Origin of the sequence: Actinocrispum wychmicini, from assembly GCF_004345645.1 — a bacterium.
Lineage (GTDB): Bacteria > Actinomycetota > Actinomycetes > Mycobacteriales > Pseudonocardiaceae > Kibdelosporangium > Kibdelosporangium wychmicini.
The window spans coordinates 15,061-33,523 of the sequence record NZ_SLWS01000021.1; the positions used below are offsets into that span (position 1 = coordinate 15,061).

At 70.0% G+C, this 18,463-nt stretch carries 14 protein-coding genes and 1 pseudogene; 9 read left to right on the forward strand and 6 right to left on the reverse strand.

All coding sequences use genetic code 11. The annotated features are described in order from the left end of the window. Positions 1-4: 4 nt before the first annotated feature. The 7 genes and pseudogenes from EV192_RS57715 to EV192_RS54485 all read left to right on the forward strand — a co-directional run. Positions 5-2,173 (forward strand): annotated as a pseudogene (locus EV192_RS57715) (AfsR/SARP family transcriptional regulator); the annotation flags it as partial. Positions 2,174-2,300: 127 nt separating this feature from the next. Further along, complete coding sequence (locus EV192_RS56640) at positions 2,301-2,648, forward strand: tetratricopeptide repeat protein (protein WP_243727621.1); 348 nt, start codon at positions 2,301-2,303, stop codon at positions 2,646-2,648. A 273-nt stretch (positions 2,649-2,921) separates the two neighbouring features. Further along, on the forward strand, positions 2,922-3,434 hold the full coding sequence (locus tag EV192_RS51450) for a toxin-antitoxin system HicB family antitoxin (RefSeq protein ID WP_132126144.1): 513 nt from the start codon (positions 2,922-2,924) through the stop codon (positions 3,432-3,434). 237 nt (positions 3,435-3,671) lie between these two features. After that, a complete protein-coding gene (locus EV192_RS51455; RefSeq protein WP_132126145.1) occupies positions 3,672-4,517 on the forward strand; it encodes a DUF4097 family beta strand repeat-containing protein in 846 nt (281 codons plus the stop codon). A 30-nt stretch (positions 4,518-4,547) separates the two neighbouring features. Continuing rightward, positions 4,548-5,501: an ATP-binding cassette domain-containing protein gene (locus EV192_RS51460; protein ID WP_132126146.1), complete on the forward strand. Its 954-nt coding sequence runs from the start codon at positions 4,548-4,550 to the stop codon at positions 5,499-5,501. Further along, positions 5,498-6,316 (forward strand): ABC transporter permease, encoded by an 819-nt coding sequence (locus EV192_RS51465; RefSeq protein WP_132126147.1) that lies wholly within the window; start codon positions 5,498-5,500, stop codon positions 6,314-6,316. Before EV192_RS51460 ends, EV192_RS51465 begins: the two co-directional genes overlap by 4 nt. Positions 6,317-6,572: 256 nt before the next feature. Beyond that, positions 6,573-6,776: a hypothetical protein gene (locus tag EV192_RS54485; protein ID WP_165961041.1), complete on the forward strand. Its 204-nt coding sequence runs from the start codon at positions 6,573-6,575 to the stop codon at positions 6,774-6,776. 204 nt (positions 6,777-6,980) lie between these two features. Here EV192_RS54485 and EV192_RS51475 read toward each other — a convergent pair whose 3' ends face one another. Further along, positions 6,981-7,718: an AraC family transcriptional regulator gene (locus EV192_RS51475; protein WP_132126148.1), complete on the reverse strand. Its 738-nt coding sequence runs from the start codon at positions 7,716-7,718 to the stop codon at positions 6,981-6,983. A gap of 171 nt (positions 7,719-7,889) precedes the next feature. On the opposite strand from EV192_RS51475, the gene EV192_RS51480 reads away from it, so the two are divergent. Further along, positions 7,890-9,896 (forward strand): sensor histidine kinase, encoded by a 2,007-nt coding sequence (locus EV192_RS51480; RefSeq protein WP_165961042.1) that lies wholly within the window; start codon positions 7,890-7,892, stop codon positions 9,894-9,896. On the opposite strand, the gene EV192_RS51485 is transcribed toward EV192_RS51480, so the two are convergent. From EV192_RS51485 to EV192_RS51500, 4 genes are all read right to left on the reverse strand, one after another. Further along, a complete protein-coding gene (locus EV192_RS51485) occupies positions 9,893-10,522 on the reverse strand; it encodes a response regulator (protein ID WP_132126150.1) in 630 nt (209 codons plus the stop codon). The two genes, EV192_RS51480 and EV192_RS51485, sit on opposite strands and share 4 nt — an antisense overlap. After that, positions 10,519-13,062, reverse strand: coding sequence for a LuxR C-terminal-related transcriptional regulator (locus EV192_RS51490; protein WP_132126151.1), 2,544 nt, complete (start codon positions 13,060-13,062; stop codon positions 10,519-10,521). Before EV192_RS51490 ends, EV192_RS51485 begins: the two co-directional genes overlap by 4 nt. A 173-nt stretch (positions 13,063-13,235) precedes the next feature. Beyond that, positions 13,236-13,919, reverse strand: a complete 684-nt coding sequence (locus EV192_RS51495; RefSeq protein WP_207926970.1) for an SDR family NAD(P)-dependent oxidoreductase — start codon at positions 13,917-13,919, stop codon at positions 13,236-13,238. A gap of 36 nt (positions 13,920-13,955) precedes the next feature. Then, positions 13,956-15,023, reverse strand: a complete 1,068-nt coding sequence (locus tag EV192_RS51500) for a DUF3466 family protein (RefSeq protein WP_132126153.1) — start codon at positions 15,021-15,023, stop codon at positions 13,956-13,958. 234 nt (positions 15,024-15,257) lie between these two features. On the opposite strand from EV192_RS51500, the gene EV192_RS51505 reads away from it, so the two are divergent. Further along, positions 15,258-16,925 carry an Hsp70 family protein gene (locus tag EV192_RS51505; protein ID WP_165961043.1) on the forward strand — a complete coding sequence of 556 codons (1,668 nt, stop codon included), beginning with the start codon at positions 15,258-15,260 and terminating at the stop codon, positions 16,923-16,925. Between the two features lie 25 nt (positions 16,926-16,950). Here the strand turns inward: EV192_RS51505 and EV192_RS51510 are convergent, their stop codons facing one another. Continuing rightward, complete coding sequence (locus EV192_RS51510) at positions 16,951-18,462, reverse strand: DUF885 domain-containing protein (RefSeq protein WP_132126155.1); 1,512 nt, start codon at positions 18,460-18,462, stop codon at positions 16,951-16,953. Position 18,463: the final 1 nt, after the last annotated feature.

Below are 18,463 nucleotides of genomic sequence, written 5' to 3' on the forward strand. Positions count from 1 at the left end.
GCGGATGGTCGCCGCCGACCGGCTGGCCGACCTGCTCTGGGACGGCCAGCCGCCGTCGACGGTCCGGACCTTGCTGCGCAGCCATGTCAGCCGGTTGCGCGGCGCGATCGGTTCGGACGACGTCGTGATCGACTGGCAGACCTCGGGATACGTCCTGCACACCGACCCGGCGACGATCGACGCGCACGTGTTCCGGACTATGGTCGGAAAGGCCCGTGAGCTGACCGAGCCGGACGACAAGGCCAAGGTGCTGCGCGCGGCGCTGCGGCTGTGGCGTGGCCCGGTGCTCGCTGACATCGCCACCGGATGGATCTCCGACCGCCTCGGCGCCAGGCTGGAGGAACTCCGGCGCGAGGCGCTCGACCAACGGATCAGCGCGGACCTCGCGGCCGGGCGGCACCGGGAGCTGATCGGCGAGCTGACCGAGCTGCTGGCCGGCCGGCCCGGCCAGGAGCGGTTCGCCGCGCACCTGATGGTGGCGCTGTACCGCTCGGGCCGGCAGGGCGACGCGCTCGCCGTGTACGACGACAGTCGCCGGATCCTGGCCGGTGAGCTGGGCCTGAGCCCGGGTGCGGAGCTGCGCCGGCTGCACGAGCGGATCCTGCGCGCCGACCCGGTGCTCGACCTGCCCGAACAGGTCGACACGCGACGGCACGCCAGGGGCCATCTCCCGGCGCAACTGCCTGGTTCACCGCAGTCCTTCGCCGGCCGGGCGGACGAGCTCGCCACGCTGGACGAGCGAATGCGGCCAGGGACGTCGGTAGTGGTCTTGGCGATCTGCGGGGCCGGCGGGATCGGCAAGACCTGGCTGGCCCTGGCGTGGGCGCACCGGCACGTCGAGCGCTTCCCGGACGGACAGTTGTTCGTCGACCTGCACGGTTTCAGCCCCGCGGGCCCGCCGAAAACCCCCACTGTCGCGATCCGCGCGTTCCTCGACGCCCTTGGCGTTGAGCCGCACCGCATCCCACCGGAGTTGGACGGCCAGGCGGCGTTGTACCGCAGTCTGGTCGCTGACAAGCGGATGCTGATCGTGCTGGACAACGCGGCCAGCACCGACCAGGTGACGCCGCTGCTGCCGGGCGGCAGCCGCTGCACTGTGCTGGTGACCAGTCGCGATCGGCTCGCCGGGCTGACCATCCGGCACGGCGCCCACTCCCTGCGGCTGGACGCCCTCAGCGACGACGAGTCCCATGCCGTGCTGAGGAACCGGCTGGGCCCGACCCGCGTCACAGCTGAGGCGCGGGCGGTGGCCGAACTGGTTGACTCCTGTGCCGGATTCCCCCTCGCCCTGGGGTTGATCGCCGGGCGCGCGCACAGCCTGCCCCAACTCCCCTTGGCCGAGTTCGCCGCCGAACTGCGCGAGTCCCGGATGAACGCCTTGGCCGACGCGGACCCGGCTGCCAGCCTGCCCAGCGTGCTGTCCCATTCCTGTCGGGCCCTCACCGACGAGCAACGCCTGGTGTTCGCGTTGCTGGGCATCGCGCCCGGCCCCGACATCGGCCTGCCCGCCGCCGCGAGCCTGGTCGGCCTGTCGCCCACTCGGGCACGCGCCGCGTTGCGTGCCCTGGAAAGCGCCTCGCTCCTGAACCAGCAAGCGCACGACCGCTACTCGATGCACGACCTTGTCCGGCAGTACGCCACCACCGTCGCCCATCGTGACCTCACCGAGGAGACGCGCGAGGCAGGACTGCGCCGGATACTCGACTTCTACACGTACACCGCCTACACCGCCGACCGGCTCCTGGCTCCGCACCGCGAGTCCATCGACGTCGTCCCGGCCGGCACCCACCACCCGCTGGCCGATCTCCCGACCGCGCTGGCCTGGCTCACCACTGAGCACTCCAACCTGTTGGCGGGCCAGCACATCGCCGCCACCCGCGGGTGGCACGGCGTCGTCTCGGACCTCGCCTGGGCACTGACCACCTTCCACACCCGGCGCGGGGACCGCCAGCACCGGCTCGCCGTCTGGCAGGCCGCGCTCGACGCCGCCGCGCACCTGCCTGACCCTGTCGCGCGCATCTTCGCCCACCGGTACCTCGGCCTGGCCTTCGCCGACCTGGGCCACCACGAGGACGCGATCGGGCACCTGCGGCAGGCGCTTGCCCTGGCCGAACAGCACCCCAACCGGATCCACCAGGCGCAGACCTACCACGCCCTCGTCTGGACCTGGGGACGAAGCGGGGACTACCCGCAGGCCATGAACCACGCGACCCGTGCCCTCAAGCTCCTTCGCGGCCTGGACCAACCCGCTTGGGAAGCGATCGCCCTCAACGACGCGGGCTGGTGCGCCGCCCGCTCCGGTGACTACGACACGGCCCGCGCCCACTTGCCAGGCCGCCCTGGTCCTGTTCCGGCGCCACAACCTCACCGGTGCGGCCGCCGCCCTGGACAGCCTCGGCTACATCGACCAGCACACCGGCCACCACGATCAAGCCGTCCACCATTACCGGCAGGCGCTGACCCTGTGCCGCGCCCACGGCAACACCTACTTCGCCGCCAACACTCTCGACCGTCTTGGCCACGCCCACGTCGCCCTCGGCGAACGCGTAGCTGCCGAAGCGGTGTGGCAGGAAGCGCTTGAGCTGTACCGGACACAAGGACGCGACCACGACGCCGAACGGGTCCAGGTCCACCTCGCCACGCCGTAGCGAAACGGTGTCAACTCGCGTGTCAACGCCGTTGGCAACTCGCTCCCCCGAAGCTGGCTGAACTGGGTCTAGCGAGGGGGACCGATGGGGTCGAGAGTCTTGGTCGCGCTGGCCGCGATCATCGTCGGGTTTACGTCCGCGCAGGTGGCGGCACATCCAGAACCGCGGTGCTCCAGCTGCTGGGTGCGGTGAAGAAGGGCTCCGGCGCCAGCTGGTGCCATGCTTGGCACCAGCTGGCTTGCTTCTGAGCCATGGTGATGCCATAGTGATGCCATGGACCTGACCTCGTATGTGGACAACCTCGGCCGTGAGTTCGCCACGCTGGCCGAAGCCGGCGGGGATGAGGCGCGTGCGTTGGTCGAGCGCCTGGCCGGGTCGCTGGAGTCGGCGATCCGGATGACGCTGTTGGACGCGCTGTCGGCCGCCGCGGACGAGATCACGCGGGACCTGGCCCCCGGCTCGGTGGAGCTGCGCCTGCGTGGCCGTGACCCGAACTTCGTTGTGAGCACGCCGTCCGGTGAACCGCTCCCGGACACGGCCGAGAGTGACACGGCGGAAGGCGCGCCGCTCGCCGAGGACGGCCCGACCGCGCGGATCAACGTGCGTCTTCCGGAGCAGCTCAAGGCCGCGGTCGAGGAGGCCGCCGCCCAGGAGGAGCGGTCGGTCAACGCCTGGCTGGTGCGGGCGGCGTGGGCCGCCTTGCAGCGCTCCGACCGCGGTCGACGCACGGAGCAGCCGACCTTCACCAAACGGTCCCAGCAGCGGTTCACCGGCTGGGTGCGCTAGGTCGTGTTTCAGGTGTCCCGGTCGATGAGAGCCGGGATCGGGGCGGTTCCTGGCGTCGCCGCCGGTACGCCGCGAATACTGGTTGTCTTTGGGCGTGCCGGCGGTGGCGTCAGGGACCGCATCCGGCCCGGCTATCGCGATCGGGACACCTGAAACACGGCCTAGGCGCACTGCTTCTTCCGCCACACGTCCCCGACCTGCGGGGATGCCCTACCCACCCGAAATGAGGGGACACCCATGCCTACTTTCGACACTCCCGAACCGATTTCCGTCACACTCGACGTCGGCGTCGCCGGCGTTGTGCGGTTCACCGCGAGCAGCCGGACCGACACGGTCGTCGAGGTACGCCCGAGCGACGAGAACGACGAGTCCGACGTGAAGGCCGCGCAGCAGATCCGCGTCGAGTACGTGAACGGCGAGCTGCAGATCAAGGGGCCGAAGGCGCGTTTCGACTTCTCCCGCAAGACCAGGTCGGTCGACGTGTCCGTCGAGCTGCCCAGCGGTTCGCGGGTGTCCGCCGACGCGCAGGTGGGGAACCTGCACGGTGTGGGCCGGCTGGGCGAGACCCGGTTCAAGACGTCCGCCGGGAACTGCCAGCTGGCGGACACCGGCCCGCTGCGCGTGGACACCGCGGCCGGGCACGTCACCGCGGACCACGTCGCAGGCAACGCCGACATCCACACCGGGTCCGGGAAGGTGAGCATCGGCCGGATCGAGGGCATCGCGGTCGTCAAGGACTCCAACGGCAACATCGAGATCGACGCCGTCACCGGCGACGCACGCTTGCGCGCGGCGAACGGCGACATCGCCGTCCACAGGGCCGGCGCGGGAGTGGACGCGAAGACGGCCAACGGCGGCATCCGCCTCGGCGAGGTGGTCCGCGGCGCGGTCACGCTCGAAACCGCCATGGGCGACCTCGAGATCGGCATCGCCGAGGGCACCGCCGCCTGGCTCGACACGCACACCCGCTTCGGCCAGGTGCGCAACCAGCTGGACAACACCACCCAGCCCAGTGCGTCCGAGACGACCGTCGAAGTGCGCGCACGCACGTCCTTCGGTCAGATCGACATCCGCCGCGCCTGATCCGTTTTCCGCACCTTGAAAGGGAATCGCATGCACACACAGCAATCGGCGATCACGGCGACCGGGCTGCGCAAGTCGTTCGGCGACCACGTCGTGCTCGACGGTCTCGACCTGAACGTGCCGCGGGGAACGGTGTTCTCCCTGCTCGGCGCGAACGGCGCCGGGAAGACCACGACGGTCAAGATCCTGTCCACTTTGATCAGTGCGGACGGCGGCAGCGCACGGGTCGACGGGCACGACCTCGCGACCGAACCCGACGCGGTGCGCGCGGCGATCGGTGTCACCGGTCAGTTCTCCGCCGTGGACAACCTGCTCACCGGCGAGGAGAACCTGCTCCTGATGGCGGACCTGCACCACCTCGGCCGACACGACGGCCGACGGCGCGCCGCCGACCTGCTCGACCGGTTCGACCTGGTCGAGGCGGGCAAGAAGCCGGCGTCGACGTACTCCGGCGGGATGCGGCGGCGGCTCGACCTCGCGATGACGTTGGTCGGCAGTCCACGGGTGATCTTCCTGGACGAACCGACCACCGGACTGGACCCGCGCAGCCGCCGGAGCATGTGGCAGCTGGTCCGGGACCTGGTGGCCGGCGGCGTCACCATCTTCCTGACCACGCAGTACCTGGAGGAGGCCGACGAGCTGGCCGACCGGATCGCGGTCCTCGACCACGGCCGGCTGGTCGCCGAGGGCACCGCGGACGAGCTGAAGCGCCGCATTCCCGGTGGCCACGTCCGGCTGCGGTTCGCCGATCCGCGCGGGCTCGAAATCGCCGAGCGCGTCCTCGGCCAGGCCTCGCGCGAAACCGACGCCCTCGCCCTGCGGGTGCCCAGCGACGGCAGCCTCCGCTCGCTGAAGACCCTGATCGGCCGGCTCGACGACCAGGCCATCGAGGTCGACGAACTGTCCGTGCACACCCCCGATCTCGACGACGTCTTCCTCGCCCTCACCGGCAACCCCAAGAACGAGAAGGTGACCACGCGATGAGCACCCCAGCCCTGGCGGCACCGGTGGGCCTCCGGCTCCACCCGCTGCGCGACTCGGCGACGATGTTGCGCCGCAACCTCAAGCACATGCTGCGGTACCCGTCGATGACCCTGATGCTCGTCGGGATGCCGATCGTCTTCCTGCTGCTGTTCGTCTACGTGCTCGGCGGCACGATGGGCGCCGGGCTCGGCGCCGCGTCCGGCGGGCGCGCCGCGTACGCCAACTACGTGGCGCCCGCGATCATCCTGATGACCGTGACGGCCACCGTCCAGGGCACCGCGATCTCGGTCGCCATGGACATGACCGAAGGCGTCATCGCCCGGTTCCGAACCATGCACATCGCCCGCGTCTCGGTGCTGACCGGGCACGTCCTCGGCAGCGTGATCCAGGCCGTGATCAGCTTGACGATCGTGATCGGCGTGGCGCTGCTCGTCGGCTTCGAACCCACCGCCGGGCTGGGCGCGTGGCTGGCCACGGCCGGTTTCCTGATGGTGGTGACGTTCGCGCTCGTGTGGCTCTGCGTCGCGCTCGGCCAGGTGAGCAAGAGCGTCGAGACCGCAAGCAACCTGCCGATGCCACTGGTGCTGCTGCCGTTCCTCGGCAGCGGGTTCGTCCCGACCGACTCCATGCCGGGCGGGCTGCGCTGGTTCGCCGAGCACCAGCCGTTCACCCCGATCATCGAAACCCTGCGCGGCCTGCTGATGGACAAGCCGATCGGGAACAACGCGTGGATCTCGCTGATCTGGTGCGCCGTCATCGCCCTCGCCGGATACCTCTGGTCCAAGAAGCTGTTCAACCGCGAGTTCGCCCACTGATCCGTGCAGGAGAACGTATGCGGCGAGGACGGGAATGAGCAGAACGTACGCGGCTCGGACGGTTCTGGTTCGTCCAAATCGGACAGCCAGCCGTCCGCCGAGGAGGGTGCCGACGGCTCCGGCGGCGAACATCGTGATGAGCCCGGCCTCGCCGGCGATCGGGCCACCCGCGACGGCGTCCGGCCAGTTGTCATGACGTCCGACGTCCGCATTGGACTGTGCGCTGGCGTCCCCCAGACTGCGGCGGCGAAGGAGCGTGGCGGTCAGAACACCGCCGACCACCGCGGGGATCGCCAGGATCGGGGTCGCACCCAGACCGATTCCCGACACGCCGGCGACGATCATCCCGGCGGGCACCAGCCAGGGTGCCGGGCGGCGATCGGTCAGCAGCCCGAACACCGGCTGGGCGACCGACGACAACAGGGTCGCCGCCAGGGTGATCCCCGCGGCGGCGAGGTAGGTGCAGCCACGCTCGGCGACCAGGAACGGCACCAGAGCCGGCACGGCGCCCTGGTAGATGTCGTTGACCACATGGCCGCCGACGAGCACGGCCAGTGTCCGGTCGCGGGTCGAGGAAGCGATCGGCATCCCGCCACTGTCGTCGCTGTGGCGTGGTACGCGCTTCTGATAAATCGCCAAGTTGTGTCCAAAAGCAGCTAGTCGGTCAGCGCGGGGCTCGGCCGCCTGGTGTGTACCCCATGTGCCGGTGGAAGACGTCGACGAAGGCGCTGGTGCTGGACCAGCCACAGCGGTGCCCGGTCGCGGTGACCGACTGGCCTTCGGCCAACAGCCGCAGCGCCAGGTGCAGACGTAGTTGCGTACGCCACTGCGGGAAGGACATGCCGAACTCCTCGGCGAACAGCCGGGTCAGGGTCCGCTGCCCCACCCCGGCCGCTCGGGCCAACGTGGCGAGCGACCGCTGGTCCGCGGGATTCCCGGCGAGCAGCCCGCAGACCGCGGCGAGCCGGGAATCCCGCGGGGTCGGCAGCCACAGCGCGGGCTGCGGACTGGGCCGCAGTTCGTCCATCAACACCGGTCGCAGCCGGGCGCGCCGCCGATCGCTGTCCGAAGCGGTGTAGGCGATCAGCACCTCCCGCAGCAACGGGCTGACCTCAAGGACGGTCGGCTCGGCCAGTCGCAGCGGGTTCGCGCGACGTTCCAACGCGACAGTGTGGAACGCCGTGACGCCGTACGCACGGTGTCCATGGAGGACTCCGGCCGGCACCCAGATCGCGCTCGAAGCCGGCGCCACCCATGATCCGGCGTCGGTGTCGACCGCGAGCACGCCGTGGCTGGCGTACACGATCTGGTTGCCGCGGTGGCGATGCGCGGGTATCTCGGCGCCAGCCGGCAACAGCCGCGACGACGTCACGGTCAACTCGACCAGGCTGGTTTCCGTCATAACCACGCATTCTATCGAAGTCGCGACGGTTCCTGGTCAACTGTCGACCGTGCCCGATCGGGCGGACACATCGCCTCCACGGCATGTTTCTCCGCCGCCGCTAACGTGATCGGACGCTCGCGGATACATGTGGTGCACCACTGTGTCGACACTCGGGGGAGGACTCAGGGCATGGGCGTGGCCGCGGTCCTGTGGGTTTCGAGCGTGCTCGCCACGGCGGGCGGCGTGGTGATCGCGGTGGACGGCGGGCAGGCGACCACCCTGTTCCCCGAGCCGTACCGGCTGTTCGTCCTGGCTCCGGCCGCGGTCATCCTGCCATCGATGGGGCTGTTGATCCTGTTCGGCCGGCCCCGGCACGGCATCGGGTGGTTGCTGGTCGGCCAAGGGTTCTCGCACGCGGTGCAGATCCTGCTGCGGTCGTTGTGGGTCGTCCCAGGCCATGCGTCCACCGGTGCGTTTCTCGCCGTGTGGGGTGCCAAGTGGACTTGGATACTGCCGTGGGTGGCGTTCACCGCGCTGCCGCTGTTCTTTCCGGACGGGCGCATCGCCGATCGGCGGTGGTGGTGGCTCGTCGGTATGGTCGCGTTCGCCGGTGTCGCGGACGAGCTGAACTTCTCGTTCGACCAACGCGGCGTCAAGTTCGGGACCAGTCCAGTACCGAATCCCTTGTATGTCCCGGGCTGGGAGGCCGTCGCGGGCACGGTTTCAGTCGTGGTGCTCGTCATTCGGGTTGCCGCGGCCCCGCTCGCGTTGGCTGGCCTGCTCCGGGTCTACCGGCGCGGCGACGCGCTGCGGCGCCGGCAGATTGTTCTGTTCGTGCCGATTTATCTGGTGTACGCCACGCAGTGGTGGTTGTCCGCGCTCCAACCACTGCCACCGCGGGCACAGGTCGTCAACGATCTCGGCATCGCCATGCTGTGCCTGGGGGCGATCACGTACGTCGTCACCCGGGAACGGCTCTACGACCTCGACCGGATGGCGCGGCGACTGCTGGTCGGCGTAACCCTGCTGGGGTTGTTGGCGGGAGGCTATGTCGTCGCGGTGACGACCGTCCTCCGTTCCCTGCCGGACACCCGGACCCTGGGGGCGGCGGTCCTGCCCCTGCTCGCGGCCTTGACGGGGCTCGGGTTACGGCCGGTGGCCCGATGGCTCAACACCACCGTCGACCGACTGTTCTACGGTGACCGGGCCCGGCCGCTGGACGTGGTGCGGTTGCTCGCCACCAATCTCCGCGACGGTCTCGCGCCCGACCAAGTACCGCACGAGGTGTGCCAGACCACGGTGCACAGCCTGCGGCTGCCGTGGGCCGCGATCGAGGTGGACACCGCGGCTGGTGCGCGACGACTGGCCGCGGTCGGCGTTCCCACGGCCACCGAGGCCAGTCCGATCGAGCTGCGGCACCGGGGCCGGCTCATCGGCTGGCTCATGGTGCGACCGCGCGCCAAACAGTCCACATTGGACGGTCCGGATGTCGAAGCCCTGCGGTGGCTCGCCGATCACATCGCTCCGGTGATCTCGGCGCTGCAACTGGCCGAGGAGTTGCGCGCCAGCCGGGAACGCATCGTCTCCGCACGCGAGGAGGAACGACGCAGGCTGCGTCGCGACATCCACGACGGGCTGGGGCCGGCCCTGGCGGGACTGCGGTTGCGGCTGGACACCGCGGCGTCGCTGCTGCCGCCGAACTCCCAGCCCGGCCCGCTGCTGGCGCAGTGCGCGGCGGCGGCCGAGGATCTGGTGGTCGGTCTCCGGCAGATCACCGAGAACCTCCGCCCGCCGTCGTTGGACGATCTCGGCCTGGTGTCCGCCATCGAGCAGCTGACCATGAAGCTGAGCAGCGGCGGCCTGGAGATCGAAGCGTCCCTGCCCGACCAGGTCCCGCCGCTGCCGGCCGCCGTGGAGGTGGCCGCGTACCGGATCGTCGCCGAGGCGCTGACCAACATCGTCGTGCACGCCGACGCCACCAGCGGGCAGGTCACCTTGTCCGTCACCGAATCCGAACTGCGGCTGGAGATCTCCGACAACGGCGTCGGGATCGAGGCCAGCGAGTCCACCCGGACCCGGCCGGCCGGCATCGGGTTGCAGTCGATGGCCGAGCGGGCCGCCGAGATCGGCGGCGCCTGCACTGTCCGGTCGGGACGCGACAACGGCACGCTGGTGTCCGTGATCCTGCCGCGCTAACGCCCGAAGCCCGCTTTGTGGGCCTGTACGATGGCGGCAGCCCTGGATTTGACTCCCAGCTTGGCGAACACGTTGGACACGTTGTTGCGGACCGTTTTCTCCGACACCACGAGTTCCCGCGCGATGTGCCGGTTGTCCCAGCCCCGGGCCAGCAGGTCGAGCACTTCACGTTCCCGCCGGGTCAGGCTCTCGGTGGCCGTGGGCGGATCGTCGGCCAGGGCGGCCAGCCGACGCGCCGGGTGCGCGCTGAACACCGAGCTGCCGGCACCGACCAACCGTACCGCGTGCAGTACTTCGTCCCGGCTGCTTCCCTTGAGCAGGTAGCCTTTCGCCCCGGCCCGGACGGCGGCGAGCAGCGATTCGTCCTCCTCGGACATGGTCATCACCAGGACGTGCGGGGCGTCGTCGAGGTCCGCGATCCGGCGGGTGGCCTCGATTCCGGAGCCCGCCGGCATGTGCAGGTCCATCATCACCACGTCCGGCCGCAGGCGGTCGATCAGCCGCAGCGCTTCGTCCAGATTGTCCGTCTCGCCCACCACTTCGATGTCGGGCGTGTTGTTCAGCGTGACCTCCACGCCCTGCCGGAACAGGGGATGGTCGTCGACGAGCAGCACGCGCAGCGTCATCCGCGCTCCTTGCAGACCGCCACAGCCAACGCGGCTCGACCGGACACACCTACCTTGCCATAGATCCGCGTGAGGTGGCTTTCGATCGTCCTGGTGCTCAGCCGCAGCCGGTCGCCGATCTGCCTGTTGGTCAGGCCGGCGCCGATCAGCTGGGCGATCTCCTCCTCACGCGTGGTCAGCCCGCCCGGCGCGTCCCTCGGCCGAGGCATTCGTGAACCCAGCCGGCGCAACGCGTTGCTGACCTGGTCCTGTAACGCCACAGCGCCCCTTGCCTGCGCGGTCCGTCCGGCGACGCCCAGCTCGGACAGAGCCGCTTCCCGATCCCGCAGTTCGATGCACGCCTCTCCGTCCAACAGGTGCGCGCTGCCCACCAGCAACGGCATTTCGGCCGCGGCGAAGGCGCGGGCGGCGGCTGCCGCGCTCGCTCGGGCCGCCATGGCCTCGCCACCAGCGAGCGCGACTTGCCCCAGCGCCAAATGGCCGAAGCCCTGGCCGCCTGGCAACGCCTCGGTGGCGGCGGCGCTCGCGCGTCGGGCCCAGTGGTTCGCCGCGACCACGTCACCCCTGGCAAGCTCCGCCTGGGTCAGCACCCCGCAGATCCACGGCAACATACATGGTGGCACGCCGGTGGTCGCCCGCAGCACGTGCTCGACGCATTCGGCGGGCTGGCCCGCTCGAAGCAGTGCCACGCCGAGCAGGCACAGCGACAGTCTGGCCTGAAACGTGTCCGGTGGACCGGCCAGCCGCACCGCCTCCTGCCCCAGGCGCACCGCGTTGTCGGCCTTGTCCCGCCAGATCGCGACCCGACACAGTTCGGCGAGCGCAGCCGTGTGCGTCGCCGGGCTCGCGGACAGTTCCAGCGCGTCCTCGGCGCAGGACAGCGCCTGGTCCAACTGCCCCGACCAGTTGTGTGCCTGTGCCGCGCCGACAAGCAGGTCACCGAGCAACAGCCGGCGGCCGCCCCGCCTGGCCAGCCGGATCCCTCGCTCGTAGTGCCGGATCGCGTCGCGGTATCGTTCCGAACGCATTTCCCCCTGGGCCACACTGGCGACGGCGTCAAGGCGAGGCATCAGTTCGCCGTCGGTCGCGGCGTCGATGACCGGAACCACCGCCGCCACATGACGAATGGACGCTTCCTGTTCGCGGCCGTCCGCGGTGGTCAGGATCAGCAAGCCCGCCGACACCGCGGTATAAAGGATCCACTCACCGTGGTGATCGTCCGCCAGCGCCAGCGCTTTGGTCGCCCACCGGCGCACACCGTCGAGATCGCCGCGGGCCAGACACCCGGCCGCGATCTCCAGGGTCAGCAGGGCCTCGCTCGCGGTCTGTCCGAGGTGGACACCGGTGAGCTCGGCCACCAGCCGGGCGTGCGCCTCGTGGAGGTGGCCCAGCGATCGTTCCACCCGCGCGGACAGCACCACCGGCCACAACCGCGCCGAGTCCCCGGTGTGCGGCATCAAGGTCAACGCCTCGTGCAGCAGGTCCCGACTTTGCTGCAGCCGCCCGATCTGCGCCAGGGCGTGCGCCCGCGTGGTCAGCAGGTACGCTCGCCAAGGCTCGGCTTCCGAGTCTTCCGGCAACAGATGCAATGCCGTCCCCAGCCACTGTGCCGCCGTGGCTGGCGCGGAGTGCACAGTGGACACTGCCGCGCTGACGAGCACCTCAACCGCTTGCCGGTCACCGGGCATCGCGCAGTGTTCCATGTGCCGGGCAACGCTTGTCGCCGGCCCGCCGCCGGCCCGGACCGCGGCGGCCGCCCGCGAATGCGCCTCCCACCGCCAGGCCAGGCCGGCCTGCTGCCAGACAACCGCGCGCACCAACGGATGCCGGAAGGTGAAGCCCTCGGCGTCCGGCCGCACGATGTCCCGGTCGACCAGCTCGTCGACCGCCCGCACAGTCGCGTCGGCATCGAGTTCCGCCACCTTCGCGACCACGCCGACCGCGAACTGGTCACCGACCACCGCGGCGGCGCGCATCGCCAGCCGTGCCGGAGCCGACAACGCGTCCAGTTCGTCCTGCAGGCCGGTCCCGACCCGGATCGGAACAGCCAGCAGGGCGTCTTCGCGGTCGAGGTCGACGTTCGGCGGCCACGCACGGTCCAGCGCCAGCGCGTAACCTGGAACACCGCCGCTCAGCTCATGGATTCGCCTCAGCCGCAGCGTTCTGGCGGACAGCCCGAGCAACTCGGCTGTCTCATCCACGGACAGACCGGGCGGCCGCAGCACCTCGCAGTGGTCCTCGCCGGCGGCATCGAACAACACCGCGGACAACCTTGGCGAAAGCTGCCGAGGACGACACCCGACGGCCAGCAACAGCGGGGCCGACGACCGGCGCCGCACCGACCGCTCGATCCGCTCGGCCGTGGACTCGTCGGCGAGATGCACGTCATCGAGGATCAGCACCCCACCCGACGCCAGACCGCGCTGCCGGCACCATCGTCCGAGTTCAGTGAGGATCCTGGTCTTGCCGACCCCAGGATCGCCACTGACCACCAGCACTCCCCTGGTCCCCGCGACCGCTCGCCGAACCGCGCCCCGCATCGTCTCAAGCTCAGGCCGAAGCCCGACCAAAGCCCTGTCCTCATGATGCGTCACCATGCCCCCGCCCACCGCATAGCCCCAGCCTGCAGGCACTATGCCCGGCGAAAGGCCTCACCACATGGGTCCGTCGTCCCGACCTTGTCCCGGCGCGACAGCGGGACAGCCGGATGGCTCTACCACGGGACGATCTCGCCGTGGCGGTCCAGGAACCGCAGGCCGGGGGCACCGGCCTGGGCTTCCAGGACGTCCACGACGGCCGGGACGCTCTCCTCGGGGGTGAGGGGCGCGTCGGGCCCGCCGAGCTGGGTCTGGTTGTGGCCGGGGTCGATGAGCAGTTTGGTCTGTCCGTCGTCGATGTGACGGGTGGCGTAACTGCGCATCAGCTGGTTGAGCGCGGCTTTGCTGGCCTTGTAGAGCTCGTAGCCGTCCTCGGTGTTCATCGAAACGCTGCCCTGCTCGGAGGACATGACGGCGACCGTTCCGCCGGGCACGACGAGGTCTCGGAGGGCTTCCAGGGCGCGCAACGGGCTCAGCGCGTTGGTGACCATCACCTCCGTGAACATGTCGGTCGGGACCTCGTCGATGGGCAGATCGCCCCGGTCGATCGCGGCGTTGACGAACAGCAGGTCGAGCCGGCAGCCGGCCAGCCGCGCACGCAGCGCGGCCAACTCTTCGGGGCTGGTCATCTCCAACGACTCGACCCGCAGCTGCCCGTTCGACGCGTCGACGTTCGCCTGCAGCTCGCCGCCGCCGCGCCGGGCGGTGGCGATGACCCGCCAGTGGCGTCGGGCGAGCTCGTTGGCGAGAACCAGGCCCAACCCCCGGGAGGCTCCGATGACGAGAGCTTGACGGGACACCTGCACTCCTTCATTAGACGCTACGTTGCGTCTAGTCTACATCGGGGTGAGTTCGAACGGGACCTTGGTCCGGGAGTTCGGGCCGTTGGTGGTCACCACGGCCTGGCCGACGATCTGGCCGTTGTTGTTGATCCCCCTGGCCGAGGTGAGCCGGATGCCCGAATTGGCCGGGATGAGCGTGTTGAGGTCGATGGCCTGGCCGTCGCGGTAGATGAACGCGTCGCCGTTCCCGGCCTGACCGACGATCACACCGGAGTCGTTGACGGCGTACGCGATCGAGTCGTCGCGGCCGGTCCCTGGCGGGTTCAGGTCGGTGACGGTGCCGTTGGCGAACACGACGGCGTGCCGGGTGCCGAAGCCACCGCCGACAACCGTGGACGCGCCGACCACGAGGCCGGACGAGTTGATCGCGGCGCCGACGGCCCACCCGCCGCCAGGAAGGGCGCCGAGCGAGACGATCTGCCCGTTACGCCACTGGGTCGCGACGACGTTGTGGTCGGCGTCATTGGCGTTGCCGACGATCACGCCGTCGTTGTTCACCGCGAACGGTTCCGCGGCGCCGCCCGCCAGCGTGGGCAGGTTGGTCTGCCTGCCGTTCTGGACCTGCCACGGAGTTGTGTGCACTCCGTCCGAAGCCCCGACGACCAGGCCGTTGTCGTTGATCGCGTTCGCATGGACGTTGACGTTGGCGTCCCGGTCCGCGCCGACGTCGACACCCACGGTGCCGCCGCCGCCCGGCCACTGGAGCGGACGGTTGGTGATGTCGGTCTTGCCGTTGACCAGCCGCAGGGTCGCGAGCCGGTAGCCGACGGCCTGGCCGTTGTTGTTGATGCCCTTGGGAAAGACGACGGTGAAGGAGTTGGTGGGGTCACCCGGCCCGGCCAGGAATGCGAGCTTGGCGGTGCCGGCTTTCAGGACCATGCCCTCCGGGTTGGCCTTGGCACCCGGTTCGTCGCCGGTCCCGAGAATATCGCCGCGCGAGTTGATCCCGATGTACTGCCGCGCGTCGGCCGGGCCCAAAATGAGCTGGTACTGCGGGGCGGTCGCGGCGACGGCCACCTGACCGGTACCAGCGATGACGGCGGTCGCCGCGAATACGGCCAACCGATATCCACGTGAACGCAATTGAATTCTCCAAACACTGAGGGAAATGGTTAAGGCACGACAAAGGGGCCATAACGTGGTGTCAGATCGACTTGCTGTCAGTGTATGAAGGCGCTCACACGGTTGTCATGGTGAGGAAAGTTACGGGCGTCCGTGTAACCCGCGACGGGCCCCGAGGATAACGATCGCGCTTTCCGTCCACGCCCGCGGAGACCGTTGGGTAGCTTCTGGTTCGTGCGTGAACTTGCTGTCGACTTCGGCACCTCGAACACCGTCGCCGCGTTACGGGTCAACGGCGGGCCGGCGCGTCTGCTGCTCTTCGACGGGTGGCCGGTGCTGCCGTCCGCGGTGTTGCGCGGGCGAGACGGCACGTTGGTAGTCGGTCAGGCGGCGTTGCGGGGCGCGCGGCTGGACCCGGCCCGGTTCGAGCCGTATCCGAAGGAACGCGTCGACGACAACGAGGTACTGCTCGGTGACGCGCCGGTACCGGTGCGGTCGCTGATCGCCGCGGTGTTGCGCAGGGTGGCGGCGGAAGCGCAGTCGGTGGACCGGGTCGTGCTGACGCATCCGGCGAACTGGTACCACTCACGGCGTTCGGTGTTGCTGGCCGCCGCCCGCGAGGTGGGCTGGCCCAACGTGCACCTGGTCGCCGAACCGGTCGCGGCCGCCTCGCAGGGCATGGAAGTCCCCTTGGGACAGGTGGTCGCGGTGTTCGACATGGGCGGCGGCACCACCGATGTGGCCGTGCTGCGGCGGACCGGTGCCGGCTGGGACGTGCTGGCCGAGGCCGGTCTGCCCGACCTCGGCGGTCGCGACCTGGACCAGCTCCTGCTGGAACACCTGCGGGTCGAGCACCTGATGCGCGCGACGGACGCGGACGGGCGGCGCGCCGCGCGTGCGCTGGCCGAGGACGTCCGCGCCGGCAAGGAAGCGCTTTCACAGTACGCGCAGACCGACATTCCCCTGCCGCCGCCGATTCCGGACGCCCACGTCACCCGGGCCGAACTTGAGCGGATGGTCGAACCGGCGTTGAGTCGAGCGGTGGACATGCTCGCGAGCACGGTGAGCGGCACGCCGGTCTCGGCGGTGTACCTGGTCGGCGGCGCCACCCGGATGCCGCTGATCGCCCGCATGATCAGTCAGCGCCTCGGGCTCGTGCCCACCATCGTCGACGCACCCGAGACCACCGTCGCCCTTGGCGCGCTCGGCCCGGCCCCGATCGCTCCACAGTGGACGAACGTGACCCCGCCCACTCCCGTGTCGGTGCCGAAGCCACAGCGGAAGGTCCCGAAGGCCGCGATCATCACCGCGGCGGTGACGGTCCTGGTGGTCGCGGGCGGTGTCACCGCGGCCGTTCTGCTGCGCCCCACCAACACCCCAGGAACCGCCGACCCCACCCGCAACCTCCTCCCCGCCACCTCGTCCACCACCAGCTCGTCCTCGCCGCCGCCCAAGCCGGTACCGGCGGCGTTCAACTCCGACGAGCAGCTGATCAAGTTCGCCGGCCCGGCCGCGAGGGCCTCGGACGCGTGCGTCAACACGAAGGGAACCGGATCCCAGGGCGACATGTACGAGGCTCGCAACCACGTTCGTTGCCGCTTCACCAAGAACGGCATCGCGTACTACGCCAACTACATGTCGTCCGACAACGCCGCCACCTGCCACCAGCTCAACCAGGAACTCCTTGAGGCTCCGGGCGCCCAGTTCGTCAGCCAGCAACCGTGGTCCGGTGCGGGATTCACCGGCAAGTCGCACGACGTGACCGCCCCGGGCGGGAACACCGTCCTCTGGTACACGGACACGAACTCGTTGTGCGGCTTCTTCGGCTCGGACAGCGAACACCCCCAGCCGATGGCCGACGTCCGGGCCGCGTGGGAAGAACTGGTCAAGCCGCACGACTGACGCGGATCGTCGGTAATGCCACCGGTCACGACCGGCTCGTCAACGCGGCTCGCAGCGGGTCCAGACCCATCGGGCCGAGTCGTAACGCGTCCATATGGAACCGTTTGAGGTCAGTGTGGTGGTAGGCGGCGCGGATCTCGTGCCAGAGCCGGGCGCCGGTGGTGAACGCGAGTGCCTGGGCGGGCCAGCCGAGGTACCGGTCGACCTCGAACCGGGCCGAGGTCGGGTCCAGCCGGGCGACGTCCACCAGGAACTGCCTGGCCACCGCCGGGGTCCAGGTCTCGGCCTCGGTGAACCCGGTGCCCGCCGGGATGGCCGGGCCGACGTGCAGGCCGATGTCGATGACCACACGGGCGGCCCGCCACATCCGGCCGAGCAGCAGGCCGAGCCGTTCGGCCGGGCCGGTGATCAGGCCGAGCTCGTCGGCGAGGTGTTCGGCGTAGTGCGCCCAGCCTTCGGCGTACCCGTGCACGTGACACAACGCGCGCTGCCACGGGTGCAGTGGCTGGGTCATGGCGATCGCGTGCTGGAGGTGGTGGCCCGGCAGGGATTCGTGATGCAGGGTGGTGACCGCACGCCAGGTCGCGGTCGAGTCCGGTGTCCAGTAGACGCGACCTGGGCGGGTCAACTGCGGGTCCGGGGGCACGTAGTACATGACCCCCGCCGTGGCGTCGATGTGGCATTCGACGTTCCGGGTCGCTGGGGGAATGTCGAAGTGCGTGCCGTCCAGGGCGTCGGTGGTGGCCGCGACCCGGTCACGCAGCCAGCCCAGCACGGCCGGGCCTTGGGACTGGTCCAGTTCGGCGATGGCCGCGTCCACCCCGTCCGGGGAGATTTCCCTTGCCACGTCGGCGATCTCGGCCGAGAGTCGGCGCAGTTCGGCCCAGCCGTATGCGTACGTGTCGGCCAGGTCGATGGTCGTGCCGAGGAACGCGCGGGCGGTACGGGTGTAGAGATCCGTGCCGACGGCGTCCTCGCTGGGTGCGAGTGGGGCGAGTTCGTTGGTCAGAAAACGCGCGAACTCGACGGTGGCGGTCGCGGCCGCCTGCCCGCCCGGCAGGTCGCGGTAGAAGTCCACCCAGGACTCGCTTTGCCGGGCGACGAGCAGCGCCTGGCGTCGTGGCGCGATGTGTCCTCGGGCCGCTGAGGCGCGCAGGGTGTCCTGGTAGCCGGCGAGGGCGGCCGGGACGGCGGCCAGGTTGTCCTCGATCCGTGCCGGGTGGTCCCGTGGGAGATCGGCGATCACGCGCCGAACCAGGTGCACGGGCGTGAACAGCGGGGCCAGCAGCCGAGTGGTGAAACCGGCCTCGGACAAGGCGATGTCCGCTTCGAGCCGGTCCTCGAGAGCGGCTCCCAGAATGTCGTTCGTGGACAGTCGGGTCAGTGCCTCGCGGGCGATGGCTTCCTTGGCGGCGAACGCTTCCGGCGACAGGTCGGGGACGAGAACGTGCGGGTCCTGGCCGAGCGCCTGGGCCGCGATCGGGTCCCAGACGGCGAGCTCGGCCAGATACCGGTCGGCGACCGAGGTGGAGTCCATC

Bases quoted from the DNA above. Each gene is read 5' to 3' on its own strand.
- EV192_RS51450 (WP_132126144.1), top strand. From the start codon at position 2,922: ATGGACCTGACCTCGTATGTGGACAACCTCGGCCGTGAGTTCGCCACG.
- EV192_RS51455 (WP_132126145.1), top strand. From the start codon at position 3,672: ATGCCTACTTTCGACACTCCCGAACCGATTTCCGTCACACTCGACGTC.
- EV192_RS51460 (WP_132126146.1), top strand. From the start codon at position 4,548: ATGCACACACAGCAATCGGCGATCACGGCGACCGGGCTGCGCAAGTCG.
- EV192_RS51465 (WP_132126147.1), top strand. From the start codon at position 5,498: ATGAGCACCCCAGCCCTGGCGGCACCGGTGGGCCTCCGGCTCCACCCG.
- EV192_RS51475 (WP_132126148.1), bottom strand. From the start codon at position 7,718: ATGACGGAAACCAGCCTGGTCGAGTTGACCGTGACGTCGTCGCGGCTG.
- EV192_RS51480 (WP_165961042.1), top strand. From the start codon at position 7,890: ATGGGCGTGGCCGCGGTCCTGTGGGTTTCGAGCGTGCTCGCCACGGCG.
- EV192_RS51485 (WP_132126150.1), bottom strand. From the start codon at position 10,522: ATGACGCTGCGCGTGCTGCTCGTCGACGACCATCCCCTGTTCCGGCAG.
- EV192_RS51490 (WP_132126151.1), bottom strand. From the start codon at position 13,062: ATGCGGGGCGCGGTTCGGCGAGCGGTCGCGGGGACCAGGGGAGTGCTG.
- EV192_RS51510 (WP_132126155.1), bottom strand. From the start codon at position 18,462: ATGGACTCCACCTCGGTCGCCGACCGGTATCTGGCCGAGCTCGCCGTC.